The organism is Halalkalibacter wakoensis JCM 9140 (assembly GCF_000513095.1).
Taxonomy (GTDB): Bacteria; Bacillota; Bacilli; order Bacillales; family Bacillaceae_D; genus Halalkalibacter; species Halalkalibacter wakoensis.
The window spans coordinates 13,105-28,949 of the sequence record NZ_BAUT01000052.1 but is presented as its reverse complement, the minus strand read 5'-3'; the positions used below and the strand labels follow the sequence as shown (position 1 = coordinate 28,949).

At 35.2% G+C, this 15,845-nt stretch carries 15 protein-coding genes; all 15 read right to left on the bottom strand.

From position 1 onward, the window contains the following. Positions 1-260 precede the first annotated feature (260 nt). Positions 261-440 (bottom strand): hypothetical protein, encoded by a 180-nt coding sequence (locus JCM9140_RS16175; RefSeq protein WP_034748824.1) that lies wholly within the window; start codon positions 438-440, stop codon positions 261-263. A 121-nt stretch (positions 441-561) separates the two neighbouring features. Next, on the bottom strand, positions 562-2,211 hold the full coding sequence (locus tag JCM9140_RS16170; protein ID WP_034748821.1) for a methyl-accepting chemotaxis protein: 1,650 nt from the start codon (positions 2,209-2,211) through the stop codon (positions 562-564). Between the two features lie 32 nt (positions 2,212-2,243). Further along, complete coding sequence (locus tag JCM9140_RS16165) at positions 2,244-3,218, bottom strand: BMP family lipoprotein (RefSeq protein WP_034748818.1); 975 nt, start codon at positions 3,216-3,218, stop codon at positions 2,244-2,246. Between the two features lie 276 nt (positions 3,219-3,494). Further along, positions 3,495-4,346 carry a hypothetical protein gene (locus tag JCM9140_RS16160; RefSeq protein WP_206777499.1) on the bottom strand — a complete coding sequence of 284 codons (852 nt, stop codon included), beginning with the start codon at positions 4,344-4,346 and terminating at the stop codon, positions 3,495-3,497. A gap of 377 nt (positions 4,347-4,723) precedes the next feature. Then, positions 4,724-5,131 carry a hypothetical protein gene (locus JCM9140_RS16155; protein WP_034748812.1) on the bottom strand — a complete coding sequence of 136 codons (408 nt, stop codon included), beginning with the start codon at positions 5,129-5,131 and terminating at the stop codon, positions 4,724-4,726. A gap of 23 nt (positions 5,132-5,154) precedes the next feature. Further along, complete coding sequence (locus JCM9140_RS24960; protein WP_201769724.1) at positions 5,155-6,543, bottom strand: GmrSD restriction endonuclease domain-containing protein; 1,389 nt, start codon at positions 6,541-6,543, stop codon at positions 5,155-5,157. Between the two features lies 1 nt (position 6,544). Beyond that, on the bottom strand, positions 6,545-6,820 hold the full coding sequence (locus JCM9140_RS24955) for a DUF262 domain-containing protein (protein ID WP_201769723.1): 276 nt from the start codon (positions 6,818-6,820) through the stop codon (positions 6,545-6,547). 287 nt (positions 6,821-7,107) lie between these two features. Beyond that, a complete protein-coding gene (locus JCM9140_RS24630) occupies positions 7,108-7,779 on the bottom strand; it encodes a hypothetical protein (protein WP_235715383.1) in 672 nt (223 codons plus the stop codon). After that, positions 7,767-8,492, bottom strand: coding sequence for a hypothetical protein (locus tag JCM9140_RS24625; protein ID WP_235715382.1), 726 nt, complete (start codon positions 8,490-8,492; stop codon positions 7,767-7,769). Before JCM9140_RS24625 ends, JCM9140_RS24630 begins: the two co-directional genes overlap by 13 nt. After that, positions 8,489-9,100: a helicase-related protein gene (locus JCM9140_RS24620; RefSeq protein WP_235715381.1), complete on the bottom strand. Its 612-nt coding sequence runs from the start codon at positions 9,098-9,100 to the stop codon at positions 8,489-8,491. Before JCM9140_RS24620 ends, JCM9140_RS24625 begins: the two co-directional genes overlap by 4 nt. A gap of 60 nt (positions 9,101-9,160) precedes the next feature. Continuing rightward, on the bottom strand, positions 9,161-10,330 hold the full coding sequence (locus JCM9140_RS24615) for a DEAD/DEAH box helicase (RefSeq protein WP_235715380.1): 1,170 nt from the start codon (positions 10,328-10,330) through the stop codon (positions 9,161-9,163). Between the two features lie 15 nt (positions 10,331-10,345). Beyond that, a complete protein-coding gene (locus JCM9140_RS16140; protein WP_034748809.1) occupies positions 10,346-11,059 on the bottom strand; it encodes a hypothetical protein in 714 nt (237 codons plus the stop codon). 5 nt (positions 11,060-11,064) lie between these two features. Continuing rightward, a complete protein-coding gene (pglZ, locus tag JCM9140_RS24610) occupies positions 11,065-11,988 on the bottom strand; it encodes a BREX-3 system phosphatase PglZ (protein WP_052002323.1) in 924 nt (307 codons plus the stop codon). Next, complete coding sequence (locus JCM9140_RS24605) at positions 11,988-13,004, bottom strand: hypothetical protein (RefSeq protein ID WP_034748805.1); 1,017 nt, start codon at positions 13,002-13,004, stop codon at positions 11,988-11,990. The genes pglZ and JCM9140_RS24605 overlap by 1 nt, the downstream gene beginning before the upstream one ends. Positions 13,005-13,019: 15 nt before the next feature. Next, a complete protein-coding gene (locus JCM9140_RS16125) occupies positions 13,020-15,842 on the bottom strand; it encodes a DNA methyltransferase (RefSeq protein ID WP_369384439.1) in 2,823 nt (940 codons plus the stop codon). Between the last annotated feature and the right edge of the window lie 3 nt (positions 15,843-15,845).

The following is a 15,845-nucleotide window of genomic DNA, read 5'->3' as shown; positions in this document are numbered from 1 at the left end:
GTGTGTTTGATTAGCTCAAAATGTATCGCTAACGATACGTTGTGATTTTTACTAAAATCACAAAAATAATTGACGAGATATCATGTATCTCTATTTCGCTTGGCTTTTGTTCAGTTTTCAAAGAACTCGTTTGTCGTTGTTTTCCTCAGCGACATTCATTATCATAACATAACTTTCTGTTCTGCGCAACAACTTTTTAAAAGCTTTTTTGCGATCACCATCGAATGAACTAAGCATTCGCGGCGACAAGTAATAATATATCACATTAAATAATTCCGCGCAATAGTTAATTTGAAATTAATTTTTGCGGCTAGATTTAATAATTTATCATAATTCGACAAAAATTTCAACACCCAAACCCTTACCTCCACTCTTCCTCTATTATCACACCATTCAAACTCACAAAAAAAGCCTATGGGTGAAGCAATCGCTTCACCCATAGACTAAAACTCCAACCAAAGAAAATAGAGATTGCTTCTATATAATACTGTTCACACACAAAAATACGTACTCAAGCGATAGAATCATGATTATACCGCCAACTCTCCTGCTACCACTCTACTAAACCTTAAACTGTGAAAGCACCTCGTTCAGCTCTTCTGTTAATTCACTAAGCGATTGTATTTTCTCTACGACGTTTCCGATTGAATAGAGCTGCTCATTCGTAGACGCTGAAATTTCTTCGCTGCCCGCAGCGGTTTGTTCCACGACTGAGCTGATGTTTTCGACATTGCTAAGAACATGTTCATTAAACTTCTTCGAATGATCGACTCCATCTACAAGCTCTTTAAGAACAGTAGAGACATTCTCTACTTTTTCTTCCATTTGTTCAAACGTGTCGAGTGTAAGGTTCATGTGATGGTGCTGTTCTTTTGAGATTTTCACGCCTTGTTCAACCGAAAGAGAAATGGTTGCTAACCCTTCTTTGATGAGCTTTACCATCTCAAAAATATGCGTAGTTGCTTCGGTTGATTCATCCGCTAGCTTTCTGACTTCATCTGCTACCACCGCAAAGCCCTTCCCAGCTTCACCTGCTCGCGCTGCTTCAATTGCTGCATTTAACGAAAGAAGATTCGTCTGCTGGGCAATATTAGACACCGTATGAGCCATGTCTTCAATTTTAGTCGCATAATTAATGAATTTTTCCGTTGATTGCTCAATCGATTGAGTGGCATCAATGTTTTCTTTTAATAGAAGTTGTTGTTCATCAATAACACTACGGCCATTTCCAATTGCTTCGTTCGTCTCTTTCATATAAGCAACCGATTGCTGAGCTCTTTGAACATTTGTTGCAAACTCTCGGTCCATTTTTTCAATTAGCCCAACAGAACTTTGCAAATCCTCAGAGATCGTACTCGATCCTTTCGAAAGCTCATCCGTTGAAACGGCAATTTGTTTACTTGATTCCGATAACTGTCGGTTTTCATGCTCTAGTTCTCTAGTAAAAGTGTCCACTTTTTGGCTAACCGCTCCAACGGAAGTAAGCAGGTTCGTTAATTGATCAACCATGTTCGTAAACGATTCATTTAAAAGACCTAATTCATCTTTCCCACTATATCGAACCTTCTCCACCGCAAGATTTCCCGAAGCAATTTGTTGAGCATTTTTCGTTAACCTATGTAACGGCTTCGTAATGCTATTGGTCATCCGCACGAGCACGAACGACGATACAAGAATCAACACGATGCTTCCGATCACCGCAAACGTAATAAGAAACTCAATTTGTGCTCTCGTTGATTCACGCAAGTAGTTATCGTGTGCCGTCGCATGGAGATTCAACATATACAAATCATTTGAGATCCCTTTTATTCTCACTGCTTGACGATTTACTTCCGCGACATTTCCAGCGTCCAAAGCTTGGTTAGCTTCTTCCTTTAACACATCGAATTTTGACTGTGCGATCAATAGGGATTGTCTGCTACGCTCATGATCTAACAGCAAATCAACTTGATCAAACAACCCATCTACTAACTCAATTCCACTAAGCGCCTCTTGTTTATTGCTCTCTGTGCTATTGTTTGCATAATTGGTCATGCTTTGCATCGTAAGTTTCATTTCTGCATTCAGTTCATGTACCGCAAGCAACACATCCACATTGTTTTCATTCGTCGCTTGGATGGATAACATCCTCGTAATAATAAACCCAATCATCACAATCGCTAAGACAAGAGCCACTAACGAATGAAAGAGTATTTTTCTTTTTATCGACATCGTCTTCCTCCTGTGCCATTTCTATGTTGTTCTTAAAACGTTACATCTCCACGTAAAAGTGCTTCTTCCGCCTCTTTTAACCTTGCTTCTTGTTCACTAGACAGTTGAATCACTCGAATCGGTGCTAGTCCTACACCATTTTCCGCTAATCCTAATTCAATATGTCTGGACTGTAATTGATTCGATTGCTGAATCTCTTGAACTGTCTCGAATAAAGCGACATCAACGTTTTTGAGCATCGATGTAATCACCGCTTCTTCTGCATAGTAAAATTGATCACTATCAACACCAATGGCATAGACCCCGTTTTGCTGCGCCTCTCGCAGTACCCCGACACCGGTAAAGCCCGCAGCCGAATACAACACATCACTTTCTTGTTCGATCATGTCTTTCGCTAACTCGGCTCCGAGTACATCGTTCCCAAAATCGCCCGCATATTCAACCAAGACCTCAATGTCCGGGTCAACTGCTGTTGCCCCTTCCACGAATCCATTCGCAAACTTCTGAATTAGCGGAACATCGTCACCACCAATAAATCCAATCGTATTCGTCTCGGTCGTCAAGGCGGCAATAACCCCCGCTAAATAACTTCCTTCATCTTCTTTAAACGTCAAAGACACAATATTGTCTACCTCAGATACAGCATCTACTAGCAAAAACCGTTGCTCAGGGTATTGATTGGCAACCGCTTCTAGCTCTTGCTGCACCATAAACCCTAATCCAACGATCAAATCGTTCTCGGCTTCTACTAATTCAATTAATCCTTGTTCATACGTCTCTGTATCTCGTAATTCACGATAATCAAAAATAATTCCTAACTCATCGCGAGCTCTAACCAATCCATCAAATGCCGCATCGCTAAATGATTGATCGCCCAGTCCGACGTCTGACAACATAATGCCAATTTTCGTCTTCGTCTCAACCGGATCGCTCTCCTCTACGGCGCAACCACTCATCACTACCATCAATAAAAGAAGTAGTCCAAAATAGTATATTGTTGTTTTCATGTTCGTTCCCTCCTATAATAGACACAATTCATAACTATATCAGAAACTACCAGCCTTACCCACTATTTTTCTAGAAAAATATAAAATTCCAGTTGACAGCCTTTTCATTTTACGATCTAAAACAAAAATTCAAAATCATTCAACAAATAGGTAAAGAGATTAGCAGAAAATCAAGAGAATGTTCCCTACCAAAATGAATGGACAAATTGGAGTCACGCATATGACTAGAAGATAGAAAGTCCCCCTGAAAATGAAAAAAGCAGCAACTCATTTATTTCAGTTGCTGCGTCCTTTCCTATTCACCAAATGAGCATCGCCATCTTTTAAACCCGACAGAGAGCCGGTTTTCCCTTTTCCAGTGCCTTCAACCTCACACCCAACATCCCTCACTGAAACAACCGAAACTCCTTGTCTCTTCTCCTTCTCTACCTCCATATCCCCAACAAACAACATTCCCTCCATCTCCAGATCATCACGTTCGTTTAAATACTCCCCATCTCGCCCCTTCACAAGTTCCATATAATCTACCAACTCACGAAGGCCTTTCATCGCATAATCCACATTCTTCGTATGCTTCACTTCACCAATCACCACTTTCTGAAGCTCACCGGTTTCCTTCTCATACACTTCAATCAGAATATCCGGCCTCCCACTCCAGAACGTCTTACTCTCTACATTTCGCTCAAAAAAAGTAGACGCTAAGTCGGCAGAACGCTTCATCGAGTCGACTTTCTTCTTTATATAAGGATGATAGGTTTCCCTCACTTCTTCGGTTGAGATCGAAAATTGCAGTTCCTTTGAACCCGTGGAGTCATGATAAATATGATAGTCATACTCATCACTCCAACTCGCAACCAAATTTCTCTTTCCATCAATAAGCTGCAACTCTGCCTTTTCTGCATTCGCCTTAATCAACTTCATCACCCAATACAACTCAAACAGCACGTCCTCTTTCTCCGGATACACAAACGTCTCCCGCAGCAGTTGCTGAACGACTTCTTCATCAAATTTATTCATAATACGGCGATACAACAACAGCAAGTGCGCAGCCTCCCGGTAAAGTGGATTGCGATGCCCGAGTGTTTTTTGAATCATTCGGTCCGTTACGGTGTGTTTGACTGAATTCACCTTCGATATGTACACATTGCTTCGAATCATGTCGTCGACGATGAGTTTGAGTTCCTTCCATTCGCGAAAATAAGGATACTTTTCAAGAACAGACGTATCAAGCTTTACAAACAATGCCGTGTAAAGCGTTTGGATTAGTTCTTTTACAATTAAGTTTTCTGGAAGATCATAGTTTCGCCGATTCCCTTTTTACTGGACAAACCCTTTAGGATTAGAATTTGAAAAATTTGATTCTCAAAAACTCGCACAATAGCCGTTATTTTCTAATAGCTCGGGTTTCTGCTTTTCCACGATACTCTCCAGGCTCTAGTCCAGCTTCTTTTTTGTTGGGTAATCGACAGTAATCCACATAATTTCACCTTCTCACATAGAGTTTTTTAAGTTAGTTTTTCTCTATGTCTCTTCCTTCTCGGATTAGCATAAGCAATCCTAATTAACTTTTGTAACTCGTTCACATCATGTATGTAAGCAAAAGGAATATTGATTTGGTTTATATAAAGTTTCCTCTTTGGTTTTTCAAACTCGACATTAAATTCCTCTTTTCGTGTTAAGAGGTTATCTCTAATTTCAGATGGAAAATGCAGTAATAACGCATTACTATTTTCTGTGGTAATCGTAGCAAACTTTATATAACCTTTCTTTGCAATCGAAATACATTTTCTAAGAGACACTATTTCTATATCATCAAAATTACCCTCTATAAAGTAGTAGACTTTTTCTGCCATACTTCGGTGATATTCATCTTTCATAAGAGGAAAAATATCTTCTACTGATTTATATTCCATAGTCTTAACTCCTCAACAATAGATTAGTAGATTAAACCTTTAAATTTATCCAGTATTAACTTCTTTCTTTCCACTAAAAATAGTTCAAAGTTTTCTGTTTTCCATAGTTCTTTGTCTTTCGGAATTAAATGCATTTCTAGATAATCATCGGACTTATCTTCAAACCATTTCTCTGGTAGAGTATCGCTTTTGCCACCAGAACCATTTTCTTGTTGTGTTAATAGCATACAATTAGCAATTTGGTCACGATCATCAGATCTATATTTTAAGACATTTCTTCCTGTTTCAGGGTTTACTTTCTTTACTGTCTTTAGTGCACTTTGAGGGAAGATATGGTCAACTTGCGGTTGATTGTTAACAAATGCCGGATGATATGAAAAATCCTTGTACCATAAATTAAATATGAGATGAATATTCTTCGAGCCATAAGAAAGGTCGAGAATTGTTTCTTCATCAATTTGTAAGTTTCTTCCGCTCCTACGTATTGCATCAAATAATTCATCAACTTTAAACTCCTGCGCTTTCCTCACGGCGTCAATACATCGGTCAATAACAGTATCTGGACTCCCACTAAAAGCACCAGTTAGTAAAGTTCTTAATATATACTCATCAAGTCTTTTAACATTCGGCCATTTGCTTTTAAAATGATATCTAAAATAAATTACTGGTATCAAACCAAGATAAGAAGTCAATGCTTTGTCTGACCTTAAATAAGTCTTGCCAAATAAGAAATCCTTCACATCTTTAATAGCATTTGTAATGTCATCCCACTTATTTGAAATATCTTCTCTTGTGGCTTCATCCCTGAATTTTGAAACATTATAAGCCGCCCCTTTATCAAGTAAAGCTAGACATGTCTTTAGGATAAAGTCACGATTAAACTTGTACCCCGTGTTATTGAGGTCCTCCAACAATTCCTCCATTTTTTCATCGGATTCTGACCAACTAGCTGAGAGAAGCGAAAATAAAAGGTCTGATTTCCCTAATACTGTCCCTCCTGAATTCGCTCTTATAAAAATTTCAACAACATCATCTTCCGTATATGCTTCTTGATTATCTACACTATCTAACTCTTGATAAACTAACGTTTCTTCTGATGTAAATATTCTAATTATTTTTGAAACATTTCTTCTAATGCGTTTTTCTTGCTCCCTTGTAAGACCCAAACCGCTATTATCTATGAGTCTTTCACTGACTTCATCATATTCTTCATTACTAAACACAATATCCTTGAATTTTATCCAAGGAAATTTAGCTTTATCCTTTTCCATAAACTTGAATTCATACCTAATATCATCGGGTTGTGTTACATCACCACTTAATATATTTAAGTATAATTCTTTTCCCTCATAACTCCCTTTTAAGCCAATAAACAGACTTTGTAATCGTTGTTGACCATCCAGCACCAACATCTTAATTTTTGTATTCTCTAATTCGTAAAACTCCGATAGCTTCTGTTTTTCTTAAAGTTTTGGATGAATTTACGTACGTTTTATATCTACTCTTAGTCTTCCACGCAAGCAATGTACTTATTGGGTATTCTCTTAGTATGGAATCAAATAGACGTTCCGTTTGCTCCTCTTTCCAAACAAATGGTCTTTGGATATTTGGTAACCAAAAGCCTCCATCTTTTTCCTCATTATTTAAATACCCTACCATCCTACGAATAGTTTCTCTTTGATTTTTCATTAACACTCACACCTTTATTTATTCTTGAATGCTTAATTCAAACTTTTACTATATTTCTAGTATAAACTAAAATTATAACTAAGTTTCCATAAATTAGTAAGAGTAAAAAATCACCCCATATGTTTATATAAAAAACATATGGGGTAGTTTACAAAAGTATTTATTAGCTTGATGACTGGTAACTGATAAATAAAAATAATTGATACATGTTACGTGTGCTTAAACAACATTAAAGAAACAATAGCACTTATAAGTTCCAGTCGCTGAAGTTTTAATATTACATATCACTAAGATTTATTCTTATTTCTAACCAAAAACATACCATCCTTCATAGCCTTCTCCATGTAAACATGGCCATCTATCATAACATAAATATACACTTTATCTAGTATCTCATGTAGATCTTCGAGTTGATCATCAGAGAGTGAATATCTTTCGTCAGTTGTTAATATAATATACCGTTCTTCCCCATTAAAACGTTCACTATAGAAGTCCACAAGCCCTAAACTATCAAACATTTTTACATTCATTCTTCCGTTTTCTTTTTCATATAATTTTATTGTTTCTTCGTAATCAACTGCCATGACACGCTTACAATTTCCTGCTGGGGCAAGCTGCAATGTGATAATTTTCTTCGGTGGCTTCATACTAATATTTTTTTGACGATATATAGTATTTAATCTTTCTTCTTTTTTAATATCTAAATCAATAAGCTGAGCATTCATCTGATTAATTAATGCGCTATTCCGATTTTCTAAGTTCTCTTCTTGGTATTTTTCTAGCTTTTCTAACGTATCTCTGTATTGATAATTGAACGTTTTTTCCAAAAATGAGACCATTTTATCTAACTGTTTTTGTCGTTTATCCAATACAGTATTTCTAATCTCCGTTGAGTATTTTAGGACATGCCCTAAGAACGTACTACCTACTTCTGAATTAAGTTCGACTAATTGCTCCATAAAGTTTTCTGAAAAGACCCAATAGGATCAAGTGTAATCATCATGCCGTTCTCTCTTCTAGCAACATGCAAGAATCGCCTTTCTAATTCTTTCCCTGTTCCGTCAACAATGTTAATGTGGTAAATTTCAACTGTCATTGGTTCTGGTACGTTTACTGATATTAAATAGTTTCCCCAACTTTGTTTATCATTTTCTCTTTTCATTAAGTCTAATGTGAGCTTAAAAAGTGGGTGGTCGCTGTTTAATAATGCTATTTCATCGTTCTCATACTCTTTGTACCTAGTAAACCGGAACGTATCACCTTGATAATTCGTTAAGCTTGGGATCGATTCTCTGATAAACTTTGGTAAACGTTCAATTCGCTTAACATTTCCTTCGTTTGACTCATACATTCTGACCTTCTTCTTCTCCATAATATATGAAGCTAAGTCCGAATAAGCTCTTGAGGGGATTCGACTAACAGTCAATCGGTTATGCTCTCTTTTCATTGTATTTAAGTCCACAGTATCTTCTGTTAGACGTTCCTCTTGCATGAGTTTTAATAGCTTTGCATGTTCTTCCGATAAGCCCTTTTCCATATTTGCAACTATATCATCCAATTTCTCACGATTAATGATAGCCTCTTGCATTAAATCTGCTAGACTTTCAAACCTTTCTTCTAATACATCACCAATAAAATCGTAAACAAGATCAGACCCCAAGTCCTCTTTCATCTGTTCCATTTTTCAAGTAGACGTATCATAACATTACCTTCTCTTGTATTCTGTGCAACTAAGTTAAATACAAAAACTTCATTTTTCTGCCCGATTCGGTGAATACGTCCCATTCGTTGCTCTAATTTGTTTGGATTCCAAGGAATATCGTAATTAATCATTTGATTACAGAATTGAAGATTTATTGATTCTCCCCCTGCATCTGTCGCTAGCATTACTTGGCATTCATTACGGAACATTTCTACTTGATTTCTGCGTTCGTCCATGGAGTATTTACCAACAATTTTTGCTAGTTTCGGAATCCTTTCTAATAATTTCTTTTCTAAGAAATTCAAAGTATCGACTGACTCGGTAAAAATTAATATTTTTTCATCGTGATGCAATAAACCATTTTCACCAAAGAGCGTCTTCTCTAATTCTTGATATTTTTTCTCAACAGAGTAAAGCTTTATATCCTCTATTTGTTCAATTAGTTTTTTTAATACGATTATTTCTTTTTTTAATTCCATTATATCGATAACATCAATCGACTGCTCTAAGGCCATCTCAATGTTTTCTTGATTTTCATTTTGTTCTTCTAAATAATTTTCTACTTCAAGATTCTTCATTTTTTAAGATGCTTTTTTCTTTCAATTTCTGTATTTTTGTAAAGTTTCACTAGTCTACTTTTACGTTCGTTTCAAAGAAAGATAGATAGCATCCAATGAAGAACTTAACCTTCTTTGTAATAACATCATTGCGAACGCGGTACTATTACTTCCATTAGTTATCGCACGGTTAAAATGTTCTCTAACATACTGAGTTACATCTTCATATAAAGCTAATTCCTCATCTGTTAATGTAAATTGTATGGTTTTTGTTGTTCTTTTTGGAAAAAGTGGAGTTCCATCAAAATTTTTTAAGTTTTCTTTTAGCCTTCGAATAATAAAAGGGTTGGTTTTCTCTTTTAGACTTTCATACTCTCCAATATTAGAAAATATATCTTCATCGACTAATCTCATTAAGTGACGAAAGTTTTCCATATCTCCTTTATGTGGTGTAGCTGTCAGTAATAAGCAGTGACTAGATTTTCTTAAAATAGATTCACCTAATTGGTATAACTTTTGTACGTGACGTTTTCTTCTTGACCGTCCCATGAGTATATGCAGCCATTTTGTGTGCTCATCAACGATAATTAAATCAAACTCAGCTTCTTGAATGAGAGGTTTAATTTCATCACGAGCAGCCCAATAAATTGATGCGATACATAAATTATATACAGCGAAGGGATTTTCCCTACCATATTCATTTAACACACTTCGATTGATAATTCGAAATTGCTCTTGAAATTTTTCATTTAATTCCTCTTGCCATTGCTTCATAACCAGTGGAGGAACTAATATTAACACTCTTTCAACACTGAATCGTGCCATAAGTTCCTTGATTAGCATGCCAGACATAATTGTTTTACCCGCCCCAGGGTCATCAGCCAATAAGAAGCGAATTTGTGGGACTTGTAGCATCCTACTATAAACAGCTTCAATCTGATGTGGTAACGGTAAAAGTTTTTTGTTTCCAAGAGCTCTTGACTTAGAATATTTTGATTCATTTTGAAGCATTAAATATTGAATATATTTCTGAACATCCAATGGCGTAATCGATGATTTTTCTTTTTCTTCTCTTCTACTTAACACTTCTAGCTCGTTTAGCTTCTCTTTTTCGATCATCAATTCAAAAAATTGATTTGTTTCTCTACCAATCGCTTCAATGATGTAATAATCCCCGTATGCTTCACAGCGTTTAATTTCAACACTTTCAGGGAAATGAACCCCAGTTACTACCTCTCCAACGTTAAACATGCACTATCCCCCATTTTAAGACGTTAACTCAACCATGATCATATCTATTCCTTGCCTATCAATTTGAAACACTTTACTTTCCCTTAGTTCTGTGGCCGATACATCATACTGAAATGGAAAAAACAACGTATGGGTTTGAACCATGTCTAGTGGTATGGCTTTAACATTTGTTGCTCTAATAATGACTTCAACTAAAAACGACTGAACATCAGGGTTCGTTATGTGTATCTTATTTGGTAGTTTATACGATCTACCTTTTAACATCTCAACAATTCCCCACGATTTTATGCTCATTAATACAGCACTTGTAGCAACCTCCACTCTTCTTCGGTCCCCGTAAAGCTCTTTCATTTTTCTTCCCACAACTGCACTTGGAACTTCGTCTTGTAGACGAAATAGGTTGCCCATTTTCTGAACTAAGTCCTTGAAAAAAGGATAAGCTAGAATAACCATCCCCCAATGTAATAACAACCTTTCCTCTTTATTTAAATCAGGAAATAGTTCAAGTGCCTTATTACGTAACGAGATAATTTCCTCATCAACTATAAACCAAATCTTCATTAACATTGTAATGGCATTTTTGCGAGATTTAGTTCCTTTTATATCATTACGTAAATAATTATCTAATACTTCGTACATTTCTTTTCTCGTTAATTTCCTCGCTTCATTCGCTGTAAAATCTAAATGATGCAGCAAAACTTTTTGATCGAACCCGACTGCTTTTGTCATTAACTTCACTCCTTCGGTGATAAGACTTTTACAAAAGGCACGATTACTTCTTCTATACTAATTCCACCATGGCTAACAACTTGCTCTCCTTTATTAACAAATGCTTGTCCGTATTTCGCAAGTAATACATTATAATCAGCTGGTAATCCAATATTATTCCAAGGAATAGACTCTATTTTCTCCTTGGCAGCACTTAATAATAATTGGTCGGAGTATATTCTCGCTCGTTCTCCTTTTTGTTCAACCAATACTCCCTCAGACAGCCTGCCACTTCCAACGCTTTCAGTATTTCCATGGTCAGCCGTTAAATAAACGGTAAAGTTTTCTCTCTGCAAGTCACAAAGTAATTGAAATAGGTAGTTTGTTTGAAGCCATAAATCCAATTCGGACATTAGACTTTTTTCACCTTGAATGGCACCGTGCATGATTTTATCAATTATGTCAATAACTGCTCCATAAACTTTTATATTTGGTCGATTAAAGGGAACAATCTCAGATTTATCATAGGTTTGTTTACCTAGCCCTTTTTGAAAACTAACATACTGCTTCACGACTCCATGATTCTCCCAAAAATTTTTCCAATGTTTCTCTTCTTTCCTTGTCGTATCAAGATAGTTAGCAAAAACAGATGGCATACTACCTGAGAATATTGCTTGGCGTGAAACCGATGTTAATGTAGGAACCCAAGCAAAAACACCGTTTTCTTCAAAAGATAAGCCTTTTTCTAGTAAATGTTGTCTGATTTTTTTCCATTGTGCAAACCCCATTCCATCCATCACAAGTAATGCAACTTTCTCATCATTATGCTTTGATGAGATAAAATGCGGGATATGGTGAACCATTTTGGGTAGCGGATAAGGAGGTAAACTAGGCAATGTTTTATATTTTTCAAGCATCCATTCTTCGAAATACTGATTAATCCCATTCATTAACCTACGTATCGGTTAAACTCCTCCTCATCTTTACTCCCATGAACATCAAGACTATATTCACCTGTTAACTCCATTATTTTAATCCAATCTTTATAACGATCGGCAGCATCCAACGCATCAGTAATTTTTTTATTCAGGTCATCACATTTCTTTTTATCTAATTGATCGTTTTTATCAATACCATTTTCCATCCATTTTGGTAGTTTTAATGTTGAGTTAAAATGTACTTTTTGCAAAAAGCCTTCTATAAATAAGTCATTAATTAGCCTTCTTACATCAGAATTACTAAATGGATGTGTATGGTACAAAGCGGTCTCCTCAATAACTACATCATTTTGAAAATGACTCAAGTTTTTGATTAATATCTTCCATTGTTCCTCTATGTACCGATAAAAAAACGATTTATTCATTATCATTTCTTGCACGGGTACGTTTTTTAATGAAGGTTTGTTTAGTAAGCGTTCTACTAGAAAATGTTGGATGATTAAAGGTAACTCTTTCTTATCATAATGGATTTCAAGTAACATTTTATAAAAGTCAGCTTCGGACTCAATGAGGTTATAGCTTAATTTATATACTTGATTTACAACATATTCAATTGTTTCTCTATTAGAAGAAGAGCCTTGATACTGCGTGTGCGCAGCATACAAGGCATCAAAATCTTCTTTATCAATGAGTCTAACAATTGGCGCTGAAAACTTCGGAAATAATTCTCTAATGCTTATTTCAAAGAATAAACCATTTTGCATATAATCAAAAGGAAAGACTAAATGATCAGCATCATTACTAAATAAAATGACTTTATGAGCTTTCTTTATTTTATTCAGAAACTCTGTTTCAAATAAATAACGAATTAGGATTGAGTTTTCAAATCGAACAACTTCGAATTGCTGATCTTGAAATTGTTGCAAAATCACTTCATCATCTAGTAGCAAATCAGGATCATTTACTAAAAATAAAGAGTAAGACTGATTTGTAAACTTTTTCATTAGTTCTTCTCGCCAACGACTCATTAGCTCACCTCTCCGTTACAAGCCCAAACGAATTTGAGCATTATCGAAATACATTAGTAACTTATCATCTTCCTGAATAACACTTTCAGGTAACCGTTCACCCACTGTGACGATCTTTTCAAAATCTTTTTCTCCCCACGCCTTTTTAAACCCGGCACGAATTGCCTCTGTTCTAAATTGCTTTAATTTCTTCTTATTCTTGGCAAGCTCTTCAAGATAGCTATCAAATTCACGTAATAATGATTTCTCACGTAATTTTTCAAGGTCAGCTTGTTTATTTGGATCAGGAACAAACCAACGATTAAGAGCCTTCTGTTTCAACTGTTCATCTTCATTTTCCAGACCACGTAAATCTTTATAATTACGACGTAAATAACTTGCAATTTGGTCAGGAACAGCAGAATCGCCTTCGTATTTAAGGAAATTCTGTAATAATAAATCATCTAGTTCAGGAAGCTGCTCATGCTTGGCAATGTGCTGAATTTCCTTCATGAAGTTAGGATGAATATCCTGACGAGTCTGTGGCTTTTTCATTAGATGCTGACGTATCCATTCAATTGCACTACCTTCATCAGAAACGAATAAACTTAGATCTGAAAATTCTTTAACAAGAATTCTTTTTTTATCATATTCTGCTACTTGGTTTTCCAGGAAAATCATTCCATCACGTATTGAAAACCGTTGTACAACTTTTTCTTGAAATTTTGCTGATGAAATAGGCACTGGAATATTATTTTGAACATGATATGCCACCATTCGATCAAATAAAATTCGTGAGGTGCGTTCCGGAATAGTAGATGCATTCCCTTTTACTCCAATAAATATAGGTAATTTTTGGAGGTGTTGCGTTATAAACTCCCAAGCTGATTCCTCAGTATTTTGAAATTGATTTATTCTATCAACTGCTTTTTTATTTGGTTTATAGGCTGATATAACCAAGTCTTGCTTTACAGCAGTTGTAGTTGTAACAACTTTAAAACTACCTTTTTTCTTATCAAGAACAGATACATTTGCTATAATAAACCCCGCCTCTTGGATGGCAAATTGTATTGCATTCCAAACACTTGATTTTGTATTTGAAAATTCAATCGTTAACCAATGCCCAGATTTTAAAATCCTATAAATCTCTTTGAAACAATTTACTATTAAATATCTGTAGTCTTCAATTTTTTTCTTTTGATTGTTATTTATAATTGCTTCATCTTTATTATTTGTTATTAAATTTAGCCATGTGTCCCAAATAAAGTTCAATTCAGAATACATTAAATTACTTCCAAAAGGTGGGTCAATAAAAATATAATCAATTGAATTATTAGGAATCATTTTTAAGTCCGTGGAAGAGTTATTTGTAACTGCAAAATTACTGAGTTCAAACGAGCCTTCCTTTTCAAATTGTTGACGTATGGCTAATCTTAATTGATTGAACATGGAAAGTTCTTTTATTAGAGAAGGAATATACAAAGTACCAGATAAAGGCCCCCCACCAGCTCCCCATTTCCCCGATTGGTTTGTAAACCTGTACATTTTTGTTATTTGATTTGCTACTTTTGTTAATGAAAAACCAAATTCCCTTTTATCAATTACACTTAGAAATTCAGACAGTACCTTTAAATTTCTGCGTGTATAGAAGTGATGAACATGGGTAATTCCACTTCTGATAGGTTCACCAGTTTTATCTCCAATTGGTATTTGATTTAATGGGATATTTGATTCAAATTTAACATTTTCAATTTGTTCTAATAGAATTAAATCAAATTGATCTGGAACCTTTTCATACCTAGTTGTACCATAAGAGTAATTTATCAATACAGGTACATACTTATTTTGTTTTATAGTTTTATTTAAGAATTCATCATAATTAGATGTATACACTTTTTCTAGATCTCTTTTAGAGCTAATTGAATTACAATTTGAACACTTGAATTTATCGTATACTTTTCCATTTTCTTTATCTACACAGTTTTCCCAAAATATAATTTCATTTGAACAATTTGGACAAGAAAACACTTCACTCCATGCAACGTAATTAATTCTACCAAAATAACTTTTGTAAGCCTTAATTACTTCTTTCACTTCTATTACTGATTCACATAATCCTATTTTTTCTAATATTTTTTCGATGTTTCCTGTGTTGTGTACAGTCGTATACATCCAATTAATCTCTTCTTCTAATTCATCTAATAATTCTAAAATTATCTCCTTGTTTCTGATTGGTTTATTATGGTGATATGATAAATATGACCCAATCACTGATAAATCATTAAGAATTACTTTTCTACTTCCAATATTTTTTTCAGAAATATCATTATCTAAACTTTCTAGTACAGTCTTATCTCCACAGAGTTGAGCTGCAACTCCTGCCATTCCTGTTCCACTAAAACCATCAAATATTACATCACCTGGTTTTGTATAGTGTAGAATATATCTCATTATCGCTTTGTGTGGAACTTTTGTGGGATAAGGATGAAGCTTATAGATAGGATCATATTTCCCTTCACTTACATCTGTTGAAAATGGTTCCCTATGATAATCTTCATTTGGATTTCTTCTATAAAGATCAACTTTCTCTTTTTCCCATTCTGCAATAAAATTTTTAACCCAAGGGTTAGGACAAGCTGTATAATACGGCGGATCAGAAAGAGCGATGATATCCTCGTCTTCACCAATCGGAAACCCTTCAATCTCTTTTAATTCCGGCAACTTCTTTCTTAATTCATTACGAAAATGTTCTCTACGTTCTGTTTCACTATCGAATGTTAAACCCAAACAGACAACAGGTTCGTTATCTGTTTGGGATTCATTTTCTAGAAATGACATTTGCTCTATCCCTTTTTTCAAGTT

What these genes read in the sequence shown, in the direction of transcription:
- JCM9140_RS16175 (WP_034748824.1), bottom strand. Translation starts at nt 440, where the DNA reads ATGGGTGAAGCGATTGCTTCACCCATAGGCTTTTTTTGTGAGTTTGAA.
- JCM9140_RS16170 (WP_034748821.1), bottom strand. Translation starts at nt 2,211, where the DNA reads ATGTCGATAAAAAGAAAAATACTCTTTCATTCGTTAGTGGCTCTTGTC.
- JCM9140_RS16165 (WP_034748818.1), bottom strand. Translation starts at nt 3,218, where the DNA reads ATGAAAACAACAATATACTATTTTGGACTACTTCTTTTATTGATGGTA.
- JCM9140_RS16155 (WP_034748812.1), bottom strand. Translation starts at nt 5,131, where the DNA reads ATGGAATATAAATCAGTAGAAGATATTTTTCCTCTTATGAAAGATGAA.
- JCM9140_RS24960 (WP_201769724.1), bottom strand. Translation starts at nt 6,543, where the DNA reads ATGTTGGTGCTGGATGGTCAACAACGATTACAAAGTCTGTTTATTGGC.
- JCM9140_RS24955 (WP_201769723.1), bottom strand. Translation starts at nt 6,820, where the DNA reads ATGAAAAATCAAAGAGAAACTATTCGTAGGATGGTAGGGTATTTAAAT.
- JCM9140_RS24630 (WP_235715383.1), bottom strand. Translation starts at nt 7,779, where the DNA reads ATGGAGCAATTAGTCGAACTTAATTCAGAAGTAGGTAGTACGTTCTTA.
- JCM9140_RS24625 (WP_235715382.1), bottom strand. Translation starts at nt 8,492, where the DNA reads ATGAAAGAGGACTTGGGGTCTGATCTTGTTTACGATTTTATTGGTGAT.
- JCM9140_RS24620 (WP_235715381.1), bottom strand. Translation starts at nt 9,100, where the DNA reads ATGAAGAATCTTGAAGTAGAAAATTATTTAGAAGAACAAAATGAAAAT.
- JCM9140_RS24615 (WP_235715380.1), bottom strand. Translation starts at nt 10,330, where the DNA reads ATGTTTAACGTTGGAGAGGTAGTAACTGGGGTTCATTTCCCTGAAAGT.
- JCM9140_RS16140 (WP_034748809.1), bottom strand. Translation starts at nt 11,059, where the DNA reads ATGACAAAAGCAGTCGGGTTCGATCAAAAAGTTTTGCTGCATCATTTA.
- pglZ (WP_052002323.1), bottom strand. Translation starts at nt 11,988, where the DNA reads ATGAATGGGATTAATCAGTATTTCGAAGAATGGATGCTTGAAAAATAT.
- JCM9140_RS24605 (WP_034748805.1), bottom strand. Translation starts at nt 13,004, where the DNA reads ATGAGTCGTTGGCGAGAAGAACTAATGAAAAAGTTTACAAATCAGTCT.